Raw genomic sequence first — 14,866 nt, forward strand, 5'->3', positions numbered from 1 at the left:
CAGCCAGTCACCGTCCACAGTGGGCTTTGACTGGGCTGTCCGGATGAAAACCGGACACACGCGGCGCCGCGCGACCTAACGTGGTGCACATGCCACTGACGCTGATCAAAGGCACGTTCCAGCTCCTCGGTGCCGCACCGGACGGCGACTCCGTGCGGTTCTACCCCGACGACCCGGCCGCGACGAAAAACGCGGGCCTGCGCGTGCGCCTCAACTCCCGCGGCGGCATGCAGCTGCGCCTCGACGCCATCGACGCGCTCGAAACCCACTACCGCCCGCGCGGCGGTGACCTGCTGCACCAGCCCGCGTCCTTGGGCACCGGGGCCGCCGACCGGCTCGTTTCGCTGCTGGGTTTCTCCTCGGTCACGCGCGACGCCGGCGGCACCGTCACGGCCGCGAAGCCCGAGAAAGTCTCCGGGCACATCCTCACCCGCTTCGCCGACAAGTACGGCCGGGCGGTCGCGTTCGCCTTCCCGGGCCAGCGCCCCGGCCGTTCGGTGGACGGCAGCGAGGTGTTCCTCGACGTGAAGACGTTGAAGAACAGCGTCAACTACCAGCTCGTTTCCGAAGGGCTGACGTATCCGACGTTCTATTCACTGCTGTACGTGGACCTGCGCCAGGAGCTCGCGTCCGCCGCCGAGGCCGCACGCGCCTCCGGCAGCGGCGTGTGGGCCTCGGACGTCACCACGGCGGGCTTCCGGCTCAAGTCCCGAAGACAGCTGCAGGACGAGCTCGTGCTGCTCCCCAAGCTCTTCCGGCGCCTCGCGGACTACCTCGCCCTCGACGAGACGGGCGGTGTGTCGCTCGCCGGCTTCGCCTCCTTCCTCGACACGCGCGACGACCGGCTGTTCACCGTCCCGGATGGACAGTCGACGGAGCTCGCCACACTGGTCGAGGTCAAGCGGCAGACGGTGAAGCTCCTGGTGCCGCCGGAGCGGATCGTGTTCGTGGAAGCGTAGATCGGTGGGTTCGACCAGTTGACCTCGTCGTTCGCCAGGTCACGCGCCGGCGATCAGCCGATGGGCATGTGCACGGCGATCTCGGCCAGCGCCTGAAGAGTGGCGTGATCGACCTTGCCGGCGGCGCGGTCGGCTTCCGCGACATAGAGGCCGGCAGGCTTGGTCACCACGCGGTCCTGGTAATTGAGACCGGTGAAGTGAAGCCCGGTCAACCCGAGGGTGGCAGCGATTTCCAGGGGCCGGATGTCGCCACTGCCCTGGACCGTCTCCACCCGCCGCAGTCCTTCGGCCTGAGACTTTGTCTTGAACCCGACACGGACCACCGAGACGATCGCTGCGTTGCCGTGCCCGTCGCCGACGGTCAGCAGCATTCGATCGAGCGCGGTGCACGGAGTTCGGATGAGGTAGTCGCGAACGCGGTCCGAAGCCGCGGCAACGCAATCGGCCTCACGTTCCAGCTTCTTGCCGACCTTCCGCTTGAGCTCCTTCATTTTCACCCGAGACCACGCCTTTTTCGCGTTGCCCGCCTCCGCGTCCTGTTGCCCGGCCTTGCTCCGGGCCTTCATCGACCGTCCTGGCAAGGAGTCGACGACATCACCCGCGGAGTTCCCCGAGAGAGCTTCACTCACCGAGCTGATCGCCGCTTCCCCTGAAGCGCCACCCAGGGCACCGAGTCCAGCCCCGCCGGCGACCAGCGCGGCCGCGCCGAGCGCAACCAGCGCGCCGGCACTGCCCTTTCCCTTGCCGATCTTGATGCGGCGCCCGTCCGGCAGTGTCCGCCAGCCCTCGTCCTTGGCCATCTGCTCGAGGCCCCTCCCAGTCGGGTGTGCTCGCACACCAGGCCGCGATGTGCGAGGCGTAGCGGACGTTCAACGCCTCACCCGACTAACGGGTTGCCTCCCGACAGATAACCACTCGATCGAGTGACGACGGTCGACCTATCATCACTGCCTGGAGCTGAGCCGACGAAGTGCCTCGGAACGACCCACCCATCACGAATCCGTTGCCGGCGACTCCGCTCGCGCCCCAGACCGCAGCCGAGGCCACGGCAAAGCCGTCAGCACCCCGCCGCGCGGTCCAGCAACAACGTGCGCTCCCGCGCGTTGCCCGTCATGTCCGCCGCCCGTTCGAACTCCGCCTTGGCTTCGGCGCGGCGGCCCAGTTTCAGCAGGAAATCCCCCCGCACGCTGGGCAGCAGGTGGTAGTTGGCGAGCGCCGGCTCGTCCCGCAGCTTGTCCACCAGGGCCAGCCCGGCCTCCGGCCCCTCCGCCATCGACACCGCCACCGCGCGGTTCAGCTCGATGACCGGTGAGGGCGTCAGCTGCGCCAGACCCGCGTACAGCGCTGCGATCCGTGCCCAGTCCGTCTCGTCCGCCGTCCGGGCGCGGGCGTGGCAGGCGGCGATGGCGGCCTGGGCCGAGTAAGGGCCGTACGCACCATCCGCCAGCGATTCCGCCTGGGCCAGCGCTGCGAGGCCCCGGCGGATCAGCAGCTGGTCCCAGCGGCCGCGGTCCTGCTCCATCAGCAGTACCGGTTCCCCGGTGGGCCCCGTGCGCGCGGCCGAGCGGGAAGCCTGGATCTCCAGCAACGCGGCCAGCCCGTGCACTTCGGGCTCCTGCGGCATCAGCCCGCTCAGCACCCGCGCGAGCCGCAGCGCGTCATCGCACAGGGCGGGGCGCAGCCAGTCGTCTCCGCGGGTGGCGGAGTAGCCCTCGTTGAAAATCAGGTAGATGACTTCCAGCACCGAGGACAGCCGGGCCATGCGTTCTTCGCCGACGGGGACCTCGAACGGAACGTGCGCGTCCGCCAGTGATTTCTTGGCCCGCACGATGCGTTGCGCCACCGTGGATTCCTTGACCAGGAACGCGCGGGCGATCTCGTCGGTCGTGAGCCCGCCCAGCATCCGCAGGGTCAACGCCACGCGGGCCTGCGTGGGCAGCACCGGGTGGCAGGCCGTGAACACCAGCCGCAGGATGTCGTCGGAGATGTGTTCTTCGTCGAGGGCCTCGTCGAAATCCGGGAAGACGCCTTCGCCGAGCTGTTGTTCGCGGCCGAGCTCGTCGAGCTTGCGGGCGAAGGTCTCGTTGCGGCGGAACTGGTCGATGGCGCGGCGCTTGGCCGTGGTCATCAGCCACGCGCCCGGGTTGCGGGGCACGCCGGTCTCCGGCCACTGCTCCAGCGCGGCCACCAGCGCGTCCTGCGCGAGCTCTTCGGCCAGGCCGACGTCGCGCACCATCCGCGCGAGGCCCGCGATCACCCGCGCCGACTCGATCCGCCAGACCGCCTCCACGGCACCGTGCGTCTCCACGGAGCCCATCAGACAGGCTGGCCCGCCCGAGGGCAAGCTCGGGCGGGCCGGCGGGGTCAGATGAGCGGGCGGATCTCGACGCTCCCGGCCCCCAGGTCGGGGTTGGGCGCCCGCGAAAGCAGCTCGACGATCTCCCGCAACGACTCCCCCTGCAGGATCCACACCCCGGCCACCAGCTCCTTCGTCTCCGCGAAGGGCCCGTCGACCACCTGCGGCTCCGGCTCGCCTTCGAAGTACACGAGCCGCGCGCCGGCGGAGCTGGGCAGGAGGCCCTCGGCCGCCAGGAGGTGGCCCGAAGCCGCGAGCTCTTCGTTGAACTTCGTCATCTGGTCGATGAGCTCGCGGCTGGGCATGATCCCGGCCTCCGAGTCGGCGGTGGCCTTGACCATCACGAGGAAGCGCATCAGGCGTTCTTCGCCGCTTCTTCGCGCAGTCGCTCCTCGGCCTCACGCAGCTCCGGCGTGAGGTTGTCGCCGAAGTCCTCGGCCTCGGCGATGCGCCGGATCTCGATCTCGTGGTGCGCGCCATCGGTGTTGGGCACGCGCTTCACCCACTCGATGACCTCTTCCTTCGACTTCACCTGCAGGATCCAGAACCCGGCCACGAGCTCCTTGGTCTCGGCGAACGGACCGTCGATCACGGTCGGCTCGGCGTGGCCCGCGAAGCGCACCCGCGCGCCGTCGGCGCTCGACGTGAGGCCTTCCCCGGCCAGCATCACGCCGGCCTTCACGAGCTCCTCGTTGAACTTCCCCATCTCGGCGAGCATCTCCGTGGTGGGCAGCTGGCCGGCCTCGGACTCTTCGCTGGACTTCATGATCACCATGAACCGCATCGGGAGATCCCTTCTCTGTGGTCTAACCGTCACCCCTGCGTCGAACGGGCGGCCGCTGGATCGACAAGGCGCCCGAACTTTTTTCCCGGCGCCGAAACTAGCAGGTCAGGCTGCCGTCCGGGGACGAATCGGGCATGGGAGAATTCATCGTCGTGGCGCACCTCCCCGACGACCTGCGAACAGCTCTCGACGACGAGCTCGGTCGCTTCCCCGAATCCCGGCTCGCCCAGGCGGTCGACAAGCTCAGCTCGCGCTACCGCTCCGGCGACGCCGCGACGTCGCCCATCCTCACCTCGGAGCTCGAAGTCGCCGCGTACGCGGGTTACCGCATGCCCGCCACGTACGCGGCCGTCAGTGCCGTGCTCGGCGAAGTAGCCGCGGCCGCTCCGGAGTTCGCGCCGCGCACGCAGCTCGATGTCGGCGGTGGCACCGGTGCGGCGATCTGGGCCGCGGCACGCGAGTGGCCGACGCTGGAGAAGTGCACCGTCGTCGAGCAGGTCGCCGGTGCGTTGACGCTGGGGCGCAAGCTCGCGGCGAGTGCCCAGGACGCGGCCGTGCGCGGTGCGACGTGGCAGCGCGGGCTGATCGACCCGTCGGCTCCCCTGCCCGCCACCGACCTGGTCACGCTGTCGTACGTGCTCGGTGAGCTGCCGGAACGCACGCGTGACGACGTCGTGCGCTGGCTCGCCACCGCCGGCGGCGCGGTCGCGCTGATCGAACCCGGCACACCCGCCGGCTTCGCCCGCATCCGCGCGGCCCGCGACGTGCTGCGCGGCCTCGGCCACACCGTTCTCGCGCCGTGCCCGCACGACGGCGACTGCCCCATCACCCCGGGCCAGGACTGGTGCCACTTCGCCGCGCGCCTGCCGCGTTCGGGTGTGCACCGGCGCATCAAGGCGGGCACCCTCGGGTTCGAGGACGAAAAGTTCTCCTACGTCGTCACGGCACCCGGAGACAACACCGCCGACCGCCCCAACGCGCGGATCCTGCGCCACCCGCGCAAGCACAAGGGCTTCGTGCAGCTCGACCTGTGTACGGTGGATGGCCTCGCTTCGGGCGTCACCGTGTCCAAACGCCACGGCCCCCGCTACCGCGCCGCGCGCGACGCGGAATGGGGCGATGCCTGGACAACCTCGAAGGAGTAGTCCGATGGGACGGGTCGTCGCGGAGATCAGCATGTCGCTCGACGGCGTGGTCGCCGGTCCGGGCACGAACACCGAGCACCGCCTCGGGCGCGACGGCGAGCTGCTGCACACCTGGATGGCCCACGGCGACGAAACCGACCACGACGTGATGGCCGGCTTCTTCGGCAACACCGGCGCGTTCATCCTCGGGCGCACCACGTTCGACATGGGCCTCGACGTGTGGGGCCCCGACGGCGCCTTCGAGCGGCCCTCGTTCGTGCTCACCCACCGCGGCGCCGAACCGCTGGTGCGCGGCAAAACCACGTTCACCTTCGTCACCGACGGCCCCGAAAGTGCGCTGGCCCAGGCAAAAGCGGCCGCGGGCGAGCGCGATGTGGTGGTGATGAGCGGCTCGGCCATCACGCAGCTGCTGCGCCTCGGCCTGGTCGACGAGCTGCGCCTGCACGTCGTGCCGCTGCTGTTCGGCGCGGGCGTGCGGTTGTTCGACGACCTCGCCGACCAGCGCGTGATGCTGGAACGCACCGCCGCGGTCACCACGCCGACGATGACGCACCTGACCTACCGGATCACTTCCTGACCGACCGGTGTCCGGTCCACCGCAGCGGTTCCGACCCTTCCGTGAACCAGACGGAAGGACTCCCATGGATTTCGAAAACCGCGTCGCCGAGCTCGTGCGGCAGACGGAACTGCTGCGCGCCACCGCGGCGGGCGCCGATCCCGCGACGCGCATCACCTCGTGCCCCGATTGGAACCTCGGGCAGCTGCTGAACCACGTCGGTGCGGGCCATCGCTACGCGGCGGGCATCGTGCGCGGCCGCGCCACCGAGGCGCCGGACGACACGTACCTGCGCAACCCCGGCCGCGAAACCCGGCCGGACAGCTGGCTCACCGACGGCGCGGAAGCCCTCGCCGCGGCCCTTCGCGAAGCCGGGCCGGACACCGAAGTCTGGACGCCCGTTCCCGCCGGAAAACCACGCGCGGCCTTCTACGCCCGGCGGTTTCTGCACGAGACGGCCGTGCACCGCGCCGATGTCATGCTCGCCGTCGGGCGGGAGTTCGAGCTCGCCGCCGACGTCGCCCACGACACGCTCGACGAGTGGCTCGAACTCGGCTCCCTGCCGGTGATGTTCGAGTACTTCCCCGAACGCCGTGCGCTGCAAGGCCCGGGCCACACGATCCACCTCGCGCCGACGGACCACACCGCGTCATGGACGGTCGACCTCACCGGCGACCTGCCCGCCTGGCACCACGGCCCGGGCGCCGACCCGGCCGTGACCGCCGAGGCTCCGCTGACCCGGCTGCTGCTGATCGTCTACGGCCGCGAGCCCGCGACCAGCGCGAAGCTCACCGGCGACACGGCGTTGCTCGACCGGTGGCTCTCCCTGGTGAGCTTCGGCTGACGGGCCACCTCAGCCTCGCGGCCGAGGCACTTCGCCCCCGCGCAGGAGGCGGCGCGCGGCCCGGCGCGAGACGATCAGTGCCATGAGCACCCAGCGCGTGGGCCCGCGCATCGCCCTGGTCGCCGAGATCGCAGCGCTCGGCGTGCTCGTGGTCGTCGACGCCGTGGTGTTCGCCCGGTCGGGACCCGCGCAGGGCACCCTCGCGTTGATCGCCGTGGACTTCGCGCCCGGGCTGGGACCGGTGGTGGCGGTGCTCGCCGTGCTGCGCCGCCGGTTCCCGGACCACGTCGCACTCGTGGCGGCGTCCGTGTCGTGCCTGTCGTTGCTGGGCACGGGCGTCACAGCGGGGGTCGCGGCGCTCGGCCAGCGCCTGCCCGTGCAGCCGAGCGGGGCCGAGGCGCTGACGATCGCGCTGGTCGTCGGCGCGTGCTGCCACCGGCTGCAGCGCACGCCCGCAGCCGTCTGGTCCGTGCTCGGCGGGATCGCGGCCGTGGCCGCGCCGGTGTTCCGCTACGGCATCGGCTCGCCGGCGGCGCTGTTCTCGGCCGCCGCGGCCGTGGCGTGGGGCGCGGCGCTCGCGGTCGGCCTGCTGCTGCGCGACGCCGACGCCCGGGCCCGCGCCGAAGCCGTCGAGGTGCGCGCGGCGGAGCGGCTGAACCTCGCGCGCGAGCTGCACGACCTGGTCGCGCACCAGATCACCGGCATCGTCGTGCGGGTGCAGGCCGCGCACCGGGTGACCGAGCGTCAGGGCGGTGACACCAGCGCGTTCACCGAGATCGAGCAGGCCGGGGCGGAGGCGCTGGCGTCGATGCGCCGGCTCGTCGGCACGCTGCGCACCGACGGCGAGAACTTGTTCAGTCCACCGTCCGGGCTCGCCTCGGCGGTGGACCGCGCGGTGCCCGACGACGGCACCGTGGCCCTCGACGTGCCCGACGACCTCGGCGGCCTCACCGCGACGCCCGAGGTCGTGACGACCGTGCACCGGCTGATCACCGAGGCCCTGACCAACGTGCGCCGGCACGCGCCGCGCGCCACCGACGTACGGGTGAGTGTGCGCCGCGACCAGCGTGACCTCGTGGTGGAGGTCGGCAACGACGGCGCGGCCAAACCCACGCGGCCCGGCGGCTACGGGCTGATCGGCATGACCGAACGCGTCACCGCCGTCGGCGGTACCGTTTCCGCGGGCCCGGCGGCCGGGCACCGCTGGCTGGTGGCCGCGCGGCTGCCTCTCGAACCAGCCTGACGCACCTGACCAGGAGGATCCCGTGCCGGTGACCGTGTTGATCGCCGACGACCAGGCGATGGTCCGCACCGGGTTCCGGCTGATCCTCGAGGGCGAGCCCGACCTGGAAGTGGTCGGCGAGGCCGCCGACGGTCAGGACGCCGTGCGCCTGGCGCGGCAGTTGCGTCCCGACGTCACGCTGATGGACATCCGCATGCCCGGCATCGACGGCCTGCAGGCCACGAAACTCCTGGCCGGACCAGACGTCGCGGATCCGCTGCACGTCGTGATGGTGACGACGTTCGGGCTCGACGAGAACGTGCACGCGGCCCTGCGCGCCGGTGCGTGCGGGTTCCTGCTCAAAGACGCGGGCGCGACGCTGCTCATCGAGGCCGTGCACGCGGCCGCGCACGGCGAAGCACTGGTGTCGCCGGCCATCACCACGCGGCTGCTGGCGCACTTCGTCGGCAGCGCGAGCAAGCAACGGTCCGAACCGGACAGTCCGCTCACCAACCGCGAGCTCGACGTGGTGAAGGCCGTGGCGGGTGGCCAGACCAACGCCGAGATCTGCGAGTCACTCGTCCTTTCGCTCTCCACCGTGAAGACTCACCTCGCGGCCGCCCAGCGCAAGCTCCGGGCTCGCAACCGCACCGAGATCGCCATCTGGGCGTGGGAGACCGGCGTCGTCCGCTGACACGACCACGGTCCCGGCGACCAAGTCGCCGAGCCGTTGCCGGCGCGCGTTCACCAGCATGATCACCACGCCCGCGAGACCCCAGCAGAACCCGTCGACGACCATCAGCAGGGCGCGGATCACGTAGGCGCGCAACGGCGGCCGGCCACCGTCGAGCGTCACCACGCGGATGCGCAGCCAGCGCATCGCCGGCGTCTGCCCGTGGTGGCGGTGCGGCCACCAGATCTCCAGGTACAGCGACAAGATCGCCCAGACCGCGAACGTCGTGTAGGCCACGACCTTCAGGAACGTGAGCAGCGAGCCGGGCGGGGGCACGTACAGCACGACGAGCACCGCGACCACCGCCACGGGCACCGTGGCGAGCAGCATGTCGAGCACGCGCTGCACGACCCGCCGGCCCACCACGCCGAGGCCGGGCGCGGGAACGGTCATGATCCCAGTTTCCCCGCTACGGCTGCGCGGCGCGCGTTGGGCGGGGACCTCGTTCGCACGGCCGATGCCGGGACCGAAGTTCGTCCGCGAGGCTGATCGCGCGCGCTCGCGTGCGCCCGAGACTCGACAAGCGGACGACGAAAGGACTTCCCGGTGCGAACTCCCAGAGCAGTGCTGGTCATCGCGGTCAGCACCGTCATCACCGCCGCCGCGGCGGTACCGGCTGCGAACGCGGCCGAAGACCCGTACACGAGCCAGAAGATCACGTGGGGCGAGTGCGCGTTCAAACCGGCCGCCGGGGCGAAACCCGCCCAATGCGCCGAAATCACCGTGCCGCGCGACTGGGCGAACCCGGGCGCGGGTGTCGACCTCAAGGTGTCGATCAGCCGGGTCGCGGCCACCGGTGACCGCCACGGCGCGATCCTCGTGAACCCGGGCGGCCCCGGTGGGCAGGGCACTTCGCTGGCCGGGACACTCGCCGGGCTCGAACCGACCGTGAACGCCCAGGACGACTTCATCGGCATGGACCCGCGGGGCACCGGGCAGGAAGGCAGCACCGACAAGGGGCTGGTGTGCCAGGTCCCCACCGGCCGGTTGCCCGACACCGCCCTCGACGCCCGCGACCGCTCCGCCGCCAGCATCGCGGCGCACCAGGCCACGCCCCGGGCGATTGCCGAGGCCTGCCAGAGCGACGCGCTCACGCCGTACATCACCACGTGGCAGACCACGCACGACATGGACCTCATCCGCACGCTGCTGGGTGATCAGCAGCTCGACTACCTGGGCTACTCGTACGGCACCTGGCTCGGCGCGAAGTACGCGTCGATGTTCCCCGAGCACGCGGGCAAGATCGTGCTCGACTCCAGCGTGAACTTCGAAGGTCGTCTGCAGGCCGACTTCGAGGCGTTCCCGGAGATCGACCAGCGCCAGTTCGACGACGTCTACGTGCCGTGGCTCTCGCGCCAGTTCCCCGACCAGCTCGGCAAAACACGGGAAGCCGTGCAGCAGAAGTACGAGCAGGTGCGCGCGTACTACGCGAAGAACGGCATGTCACCGGACAACTTCGACCACATCTTCGTCGGCAACGGCAGCAAGCTGCAGTGGCTGCTGGGTGCGCTGGTCTTCACGCAGGGCGCGGCCGCGTTGGACGGCACCGCGGCCACTGCGCCGAAGAACCTGGCGGCCGACCTCGACGCCGAGTCGCGCACCGCGTTCGGCGTGCCCGCCGCGGAGCTGACGGTGGCGAAGGTCGTCGCGGCGACGCCCGACTACACCCCGGTGGGCGGCACCCGCTACGCCGTGGCCTGCGGTGACCAGCCCACGCGGTCGGCGGCCTGGTACCAGCGCCTCAGCGACCGGCAGGGGCCCGTCGATCCGCTCTACGGCTGGGCCTACGGCCTCAGCGAGGCGTGTGGCTTCTGGTCTGAAGCACCGCAGCACGAGCTGCCGGACCTGCCGGCGTCGGTCGCGAGCCACGTGCTCGTGGTGCAGGGCGAGTTCGATCCGCAGACGGGCTACGAACAGGGCCGGGCGGGGGCGCGCGCGGCCGGCGTTCCGCTGATCTCGGTGGACGACGCGCCGTTCCACGGCGAGTACGCGATCAACGGCAACCCGTGCGTCGACGGGCTCGTGAACACCTTCCTCACCAAGAACTCGCGGCCCGCCTCGACCACGTGCCCCGGCGTGCCGCTGCCCGGCGAGGACCAAGTGCACCCCGTGGCCGGGCCCGTCGACCACCACACCGCCGGTGTCGCGACCGAGGTGCACGACGCGCTTTCGCACTTGCGCCGCACAGTGCAGGACCTGATCCGCGACCTCAACTCGGGGAGGTAGAGATGGGACTGCGCTGGCTTCCCCGCACGCGCGGTGCGGCGTGGGCGTACGCGGCGATCGGTGTGCTGATGCTGGGTCTGCTGATCGCGGAACTGGCCAGCGGGTTCGCCGGGGATTCCCTGGTGCAGTACGGCATCCTGGTGTTCATCTTCCTCGGTTTCACCTCGACCGGGGTCGCCAAGTTGATGTTGACCAGGGATTAGCCCCAGCTGATGGGCAGGCTCTTGAGGCCGTTCTGGAAGTTCGACCGCAGCCGCCGCGGTTCGCCCGCCAGGCGGACCTCGCCGAGCTGGTCCAGGACGGCCTCGAAGAGCGCCCGCATCTGCACGCGCGCCAGGTGCGAGCCGAGGCAGAAGTGCGGACCGTGGCCGAACGTGAGGTGCTCGCTCGGCGCGCGCGTGACGTCGAACGCGTCGGGATCGGCGAACACGGACTCGTCGCGGTTGGCCGAGGAGAACCAGACCACGACCTTGTCGCCGGCCTTGATGTCCACATCGGACAGCCGGGTGTCCTCGGTGGCGGTGCGGCGGAAGTGCATCACCGGCGTCCACCAGCGCAGCATCTCCTCGACGGCGCCGGGCAGCAGCGAGCGGTCGTCCAGCACCCGGCGGTACTGCTCGGGGTGGCGCAGCAGGGCGAGCAGGCCACCGGGCAGGCCGTTGCGCAGGGTTTCGTTGCCCGCCACGGAAAACAGCCAGAACAGGTTCTCGAACTCGGCGATCGAGACGCGGCCGCCCTCGTCGTCGACGTGGTGCATGAGGTTGCTCATCACGTCGTCGCCGGGGTGGCTGCGCTTGTACTCGCCGAGGGCGTTGGCGTACGCGTAGAGGTCCGGCATGCCGGCGCGGGTGCGGGGGTCGGGCATCGCGCCGTCGGGGCCGGGTTCGGGACTGACTTCCAGCGCGGCGCGGGCGAGGTCCGTGACGTCTTCAGGGTTGACGGTGGCGCTCACCGCGTATTCGGCGTCCTGGTAACCGATCACGCGGTTGCTCCAGTCGAACATCAGCCGCCGGTCCTGCTCGGGCACGCCGAACACCTCGGCCAGCGTGAGCAGCGGCAGGTCGGCGGCCACGTCCTTGGCGAAATCGCACTCGCCGCGCGCGGCGACGGCCGCGACCAGGTCGTGGGCCCAGCCCTCGATGCGCTCGGTGAGCCGGCCGACCGCGCGCGGCGTGAACGCCTTGGTGAGCAGCCCGCGCAGCCGGCCGTGCTCGGGCGGGTCCATGTTCAGCATCATGCGCCGCACGTACGCGAGGTCGGCGGCGTCGCGGATCTGCGTGCCGCCGAGCTGCGACGAGAACACCGCCGGGTTGCGCAGCACTTCACGCACGTCGGAGTGGCGCAGCACGGCCCAGAAGTCGTCCACGCGCGTCACCGGCGTCTCGCGGCGCAGGCTCGCGAGCAGCTCGTGGGGCACACCTTCGACGTAGGTGTCCGGGTCGGCGATCAAAGCACTCGACACGGTCACGACCCTAGCCGCCGGGCCAGGGCGTGGGGGAGGATTCGGCGGATGGAAACACTGCTGCTCCACGGCCTGGGTGCGACCGGTGCCGTGTGGAACGGTCTGGCCGAGCTGCTCGACCGGGAGCCGCTCGCGCCCGACCTGCCCGGACACGGCGGTGCGGCGCCGCTGCCCACGTACTCGTTCCCGGCGATGGCGGCCGCGCTCGACCTGCCCTGCGACGGGCCGGTGGTCGTCGTGGGGCATTCGCTCGGTGGCGTGCTGGCGCTGGAGCTGGCGAGCGGGCGCTACGGCGTGGACGTGGTGGGGGTCCTGGCGGTGGGTGTGAAGGTGGTGTGGACCGACGAGGACCTCTCGCGCGCCGCCGCGATGGCCGCGCGGCCGCCGAGGGTGTTCGCCACGCAGGCAGACGCCGAGGTCGCCTCCCTGAAGGTGGCAGGGCTCACCGGGCTGGCGCCGGCCGACCCTCGCGGCGTCGTGGAAACGGCGGAGGGCTGGCGGCTCGCGCTCGACCCGGCGGCGTTCGGTGTGGGCGCGCCGGACATGTCGCGCCTGCTGGCCGAGGCGACGTGCCCGGTGGTCCTTGCCGCGGGCGCCGACGACCCGATGTCGCGGCCGGAGCAGCTGCGCGCGCTGACGCCGGACGCCGCGACGCTGGCGGGCCTCGGGCACAACGCGCACGTGGAGGACCCGGCGGCGCTGCTGCCGTTGTTGACGCAGCTCACCCCGCGTGCGGGGTGAGCGGTCCTTAGGATGGCGGGGTGATCACCGACCCCGCGCACCCCGGCATCGACCAGCTGCTCAAGCTGGAACCGCTCGAGCGCAACCTCTTCCGCGGCACCAGCCACGAGGGTTCACCGCAGCGGGCGTTCGGCGGGCAGGTGGCCGCGCAGGCGCTCACGGCGGCGGGCGCGACCGTGCCGGAGAACCGGCTGGTGCACTCGCTGCACGGCTACTTCATCCGCGGCGGCCGCACGGACCTGCCGATCGTCTACGAGGTCGAGCGCACGCGCGACGGCGGCTCGTTCACCACCCGGCGCGTGGCGGCGATCCAGAACGGCGAGACGATCTTCAGCCTCTCGGCGTCGTTCCAGAAACCGGCCGACAGCAGCGAACACCAGGCCCGCATGCCCGACGTGCCGGCGCCGGACGACGTCGAGGTCCGCGACGAAGACGAGCTGCCGATCATGCTTTCCGTGATCGAAGCCCGGTTCATCAGCGACCCGGCGGCGGGCCTGCCGGACGTCGGCGGCGGGCCGCGCCAGCGCATCTGGGTGCGTGCGAAGGGCCGTTTGCCGGACAACCCGCTGGCGCACGTCTGCGCGCTCACCTACATCTCCGACATCCGGCTGGCGGGCACCGCGGCCCTGCCGCACCGCGACGAGCCGGGCCGGGCGTCGCTGACCTCGCTCGACCACGCGGTGTGGTTCCACCGCCCGTTCCGCGCCGACGAGTGGCTGCTGTTCGACATGGAAAGCCGCAGCCTCACCGGCGAACGCGGCCTCACCCACGGCGAGTTCTACACCACCGACGGGCGCCTGGTGGCGTCGGTCACGCAGGAAGTCCTGCTGCGGCGGCGGTGAGCTCACCGTCCTTCGTGGACACTCCATTGAGGACCTTGGTGAGCTGCAGCGTCTCGAGCACCGCGAGCACCGTGTTGACCACCGCGAGCACCAGGTAGATGCCCGCCTGCAACGACAGCGTGAACGGGTGCAGCCCCGACGCCCCGGACAGCAACACGATGTGACACACCGCCACCACGATCAGCGACGCGGCGGACAGCACCCCGAGCGCGAACAGCAGCCCGCGCAACACCCGCGTGCGGCGCCAGCGCAGCCGGCCGGTCTTCACGAGGTCGGGGGTGCTCACCATGATGAGGCCGCAGCCGTAGCCGCAGAAGCCCCCGAGCACCCCACCCCCGGCGACCAGCGCGGTGGTGGTGTGGAACGACACGGGCACGCGATAGGCGGCCAGGATCGCGGCAACGCAGACCAACAGGCCGAGCGGCAGGTGCGGCCACCCGAACCAGGGCAGCCTCCGCTCCATGCGGACGATCGTCGGCAGGTCGACATCACGGTACGACCCGGAGTCAAGCAGGGGCATATCGCCATTCCTGTTCTTCCGGTGATTCGGCGCAGCCTAGGCCAGCACCCGCCGCGTCGCAAAAACGCGGGCTCTTGGTGCGGCGATTTTTTGTGGCTCTTGTGTTTGATCCGTGGGTGTGTGGCGTGGCGTGGGAGGGGCGCACGCCGTGCTCGGCCTAGGTTTCTGGCTTGTCGAAGGTCAGAAACGAGGTGCTGGGAGAACGGCGTGCGCAAGGCCAGCGTATGGCAGGGGCTGCTTGGTCTGGAACAGGCGGTGGTCGAGGATGTGGAGTTCGATGCGGGGCGTGGGGTGGTTGTGGTGCATGTTCGCCCGAAGGCGCGGGCCAGGCACCGGTGTGGCCGGTGCGCGCGCAGGTGCCCGCGCTATGACCGGGGCGAAGGGCGGCGACGGTGGCGGGCGTTGGATCTGGGCACGGTTCAGGCTTGTGTGGAGGCCGAGGTGCCGCGGGTGTGGTGCCGCCGTCATGGGGTGGT

18 protein-coding genes are annotated in these 14,866 nt (G+C 71.1%); 11 read left to right on the forward strand and 7 right to left on the reverse strand.

Going from position 1 to position 14,866, the window contains the following annotated elements; all coding sequences use genetic code 11:
- Positions 1-89 precede the first annotated feature (89 nt).
- Positions 90-959: a nuclease gene (locus tag ACWEOE_RS05920; protein WP_452004485.1), complete on the forward strand. Its 870-nt coding sequence runs from the start codon at positions 90-92 to the stop codon at positions 957-959.
- Between the two features lie 53 nt (positions 960-1,012).
- On the opposite strand, the gene ACWEOE_RS05925 is transcribed toward ACWEOE_RS05920, so the two are convergent.
- The 4 genes from ACWEOE_RS05925 to ACWEOE_RS05940 all read right to left on the reverse strand — a co-directional run bounded on the left by ACWEOE_RS05925 (position 1,013) and on the right by ACWEOE_RS05940 (position 4,099).
- A complete protein-coding gene (locus tag ACWEOE_RS05925; protein ID WP_452004488.1) occupies positions 1,013-1,759 on the reverse strand; it encodes a hypothetical protein in 747 nt (248 codons plus the stop codon).
- Positions 1,760-2,016: 257 nt separating this feature from the next.
- On the reverse strand, positions 2,017-3,276 hold the full coding sequence (locus ACWEOE_RS05930; RefSeq protein WP_452004489.1) for an RNA polymerase sigma factor: 1,260 nt from the start codon (positions 3,274-3,276) through the stop codon (positions 2,017-2,019).
- Between the two features lie 47 nt (positions 3,277-3,323).
- The gene (locus ACWEOE_RS05935) at positions 3,324-3,671 is read right to left on the reverse strand and encodes a YciI family protein (protein WP_452004492.1); all 348 of its coding nucleotides are present in this window, start codon (positions 3,669-3,671) and stop codon (positions 3,324-3,326) included.
- Positions 3,671-4,099, reverse strand: coding sequence for a YciI family protein (locus tag ACWEOE_RS05940; RefSeq protein ID WP_452004495.1), 429 nt, complete (start codon positions 4,097-4,099; stop codon positions 3,671-3,673). Before ACWEOE_RS05940 ends, ACWEOE_RS05935 begins: the two co-directional genes overlap by 1 nt.
- Before the next feature lie 134 nt (positions 4,100-4,233).
- On the opposite strand from ACWEOE_RS05940, the gene ACWEOE_RS05945 reads away from it, so the two are divergent.
- From ACWEOE_RS05945 to ACWEOE_RS05965, 5 genes are all read left to right on the forward strand, one after another.
- Positions 4,234-5,244, forward strand: coding sequence for a small ribosomal subunit Rsm22 family protein (locus ACWEOE_RS05945; protein ID WP_452004498.1), 1,011 nt, complete (start codon positions 4,234-4,236; stop codon positions 5,242-5,244).
- Between the two features lie 4 nt (positions 5,245-5,248).
- Complete coding sequence (locus tag ACWEOE_RS05950) at positions 5,249-5,821, forward strand: dihydrofolate reductase family protein (RefSeq protein WP_452004501.1); 573 nt, start codon at positions 5,249-5,251, stop codon at positions 5,819-5,821.
- Positions 5,822-5,885: 64 nt separating this feature from the next.
- Complete coding sequence (locus ACWEOE_RS05955; protein ID WP_452004504.1) at positions 5,886-6,644, forward strand: maleylpyruvate isomerase family mycothiol-dependent enzyme; 759 nt, start codon at positions 5,886-5,888, stop codon at positions 6,642-6,644.
- Between the two features lie 82 nt (positions 6,645-6,726).
- Positions 6,727-7,887 (forward strand): sensor histidine kinase, encoded by a 1,161-nt coding sequence (locus ACWEOE_RS05960; RefSeq protein WP_452004507.1) that lies wholly within the window; start codon positions 6,727-6,729, stop codon positions 7,885-7,887.
- 22 nt (positions 7,888-7,909) lie between these two features.
- Positions 7,910-8,560 carry a response regulator gene (locus tag ACWEOE_RS05965; protein WP_452004510.1) on the forward strand — a complete coding sequence of 217 codons (651 nt, stop codon included), beginning with the start codon at positions 7,910-7,912 and terminating at the stop codon, positions 8,558-8,560.
- Here the strand turns inward: ACWEOE_RS05965 and ACWEOE_RS05970 are convergent.
- On the reverse strand, positions 8,441-8,992 hold the full coding sequence (locus ACWEOE_RS05970) for an RDD family protein (RefSeq protein WP_452004513.1): 552 nt from the start codon (positions 8,990-8,992) through the stop codon (positions 8,441-8,443). The two genes, ACWEOE_RS05965 and ACWEOE_RS05970, sit on opposite strands and share 120 nt — an antisense overlap.
- Positions 8,993-9,145: 153 nt before the next feature.
- Here ACWEOE_RS05970 and ACWEOE_RS05975 point away from each other — a divergent pair, with 153 nt between their 5' ends.
- Both ACWEOE_RS05975 and ACWEOE_RS05980 read left to right on the forward strand, forming a co-directional pair.
- Positions 9,146-10,825, forward strand: coding sequence for an alpha/beta fold hydrolase (locus ACWEOE_RS05975; RefSeq protein WP_452004514.1), 1,680 nt, complete (start codon positions 9,146-9,148; stop codon positions 10,823-10,825).
- Between the two features lie 2 nt (positions 10,826-10,827).
- Entirely contained in the window at positions 10,828-11,028 is a 201-nt protein-coding gene (locus ACWEOE_RS05980; protein ID WP_452004517.1) for a hypothetical protein, read from the forward strand.
- Here ACWEOE_RS05980 and ACWEOE_RS05985 read toward each other — a convergent pair.
- On the reverse strand, positions 11,025-12,287 hold the full coding sequence (locus ACWEOE_RS05985) for a cytochrome P450 (protein ID WP_452004520.1): 1,263 nt from the start codon (positions 12,285-12,287) through the stop codon (positions 11,025-11,027). The two genes, ACWEOE_RS05980 and ACWEOE_RS05985, sit on opposite strands and share 4 nt — an antisense overlap.
- 48 nt (positions 12,288-12,335) lie before the next feature.
- Between ACWEOE_RS05985 and ACWEOE_RS05990 the strand changes: the two genes are divergently transcribed.
- Together ACWEOE_RS05990 and ACWEOE_RS05995 are read left to right on the forward strand one after the other, a co-directional pair.
- Positions 12,336-13,028 carry an alpha/beta fold hydrolase gene (locus ACWEOE_RS05990; RefSeq protein ID WP_452004522.1) on the forward strand — a complete coding sequence of 231 codons (693 nt, stop codon included), beginning with the start codon at positions 12,336-12,338 and terminating at the stop codon, positions 13,026-13,028.
- A gap of 20 nt (positions 13,029-13,048) precedes the next feature.
- Entirely contained in the window at positions 13,049-13,870 is an 822-nt protein-coding gene (locus ACWEOE_RS05995; protein ID WP_452004525.1) for an acyl-CoA thioesterase, read from the forward strand.
- On the opposite strand, the gene ACWEOE_RS06000 is transcribed toward ACWEOE_RS05995, so the two are convergent.
- The gene (locus tag ACWEOE_RS06000) at positions 13,839-14,390 is read right to left on the reverse strand and encodes a hypothetical protein (RefSeq protein ID WP_452004528.1); all 552 of its coding nucleotides are present in this window, start codon (positions 14,388-14,390) and stop codon (positions 13,839-13,841) included. The two genes, ACWEOE_RS05995 and ACWEOE_RS06000, sit on opposite strands and share 32 nt — an antisense overlap.
- Before the next feature lie 207 nt (positions 14,391-14,597).
- On the opposite strand from ACWEOE_RS06000, the gene ACWEOE_RS06005 reads away from it, so the two are divergent.
- Positions 14,598-14,866: transposase family protein (locus tag ACWEOE_RS06005; protein WP_452004531.1), on the forward strand; the 269-nt coding region annotated here is incomplete at its 3' end.

Source organism: Amycolatopsis sp. NPDC004368, assembly GCF_053602515.1.

Excerpts from the sequence above, each read along its gene's own strand:
- ACWEOE_RS05955 (WP_452004504.1), top strand. The coding sequence starts at position 5,886 with ATGGATTTCGAAAACCGCGTCGCCGAGCTCGTGCGGCAGACGGAACTG.
- ACWEOE_RS05970 (WP_452004513.1), bottom strand. The coding sequence starts at position 8,992 with ATGACCGTTCCCGCGCCCGGCCTCGGCGTGGTGGGCCGGCGGGTCGTG.
- ACWEOE_RS05945 (WP_452004498.1), top strand. The coding sequence starts at position 4,234 with ATGGGAGAATTCATCGTCGTGGCGCACCTCCCCGACGACCTGCGAACA.
- ACWEOE_RS05930 (WP_452004489.1), bottom strand. The coding sequence starts at position 3,276 with ATGGGCTCCGTGGAGACGCACGGTGCCGTGGAGGCGGTCTGGCGGATC.
- ACWEOE_RS05935 (WP_452004492.1), bottom strand. The coding sequence starts at position 3,671 with ATGCGCTTCCTCGTGATGGTCAAGGCCACCGCCGACTCGGAGGCCGGG.
- ACWEOE_RS05940 (WP_452004495.1), bottom strand. The coding sequence starts at position 4,099 with ATGCGGTTCATGGTGATCATGAAGTCCAGCGAAGAGTCCGAGGCCGGC.
- ACWEOE_RS05990 (WP_452004522.1), top strand. The coding sequence starts at position 12,336 with ATGGAAACACTGCTGCTCCACGGCCTGGGTGCGACCGGTGCCGTGTGG.
- ACWEOE_RS05980 (WP_452004517.1), top strand. The coding sequence starts at position 10,828 with ATGGGACTGCGCTGGCTTCCCCGCACGCGCGGTGCGGCGTGGGCGTAC.
- ACWEOE_RS05920 (WP_452004485.1), top strand. The coding sequence starts at position 90 with ATGCCACTGACGCTGATCAAAGGCACGTTCCAGCTCCTCGGTGCCGCA.
- ACWEOE_RS05925 (WP_452004488.1), bottom strand. The coding sequence starts at position 1,759 with ATGGCCAAGGACGAGGGCTGGCGGACACTGCCGGACGGGCGCCGCATC.
- ACWEOE_RS06000 (WP_452004528.1), bottom strand. The coding sequence starts at position 14,390 with ATGCCCCTGCTTGACTCCGGGTCGTACCGTGATGTCGACCTGCCGACG.
- ACWEOE_RS05960 (WP_452004507.1), top strand. The coding sequence starts at position 6,727 with ATGAGCACCCAGCGCGTGGGCCCGCGCATCGCCCTGGTCGCCGAGATC.
- ACWEOE_RS05950 (WP_452004501.1), top strand. The coding sequence starts at position 5,249 with ATGGGACGGGTCGTCGCGGAGATCAGCATGTCGCTCGACGGCGTGGTC.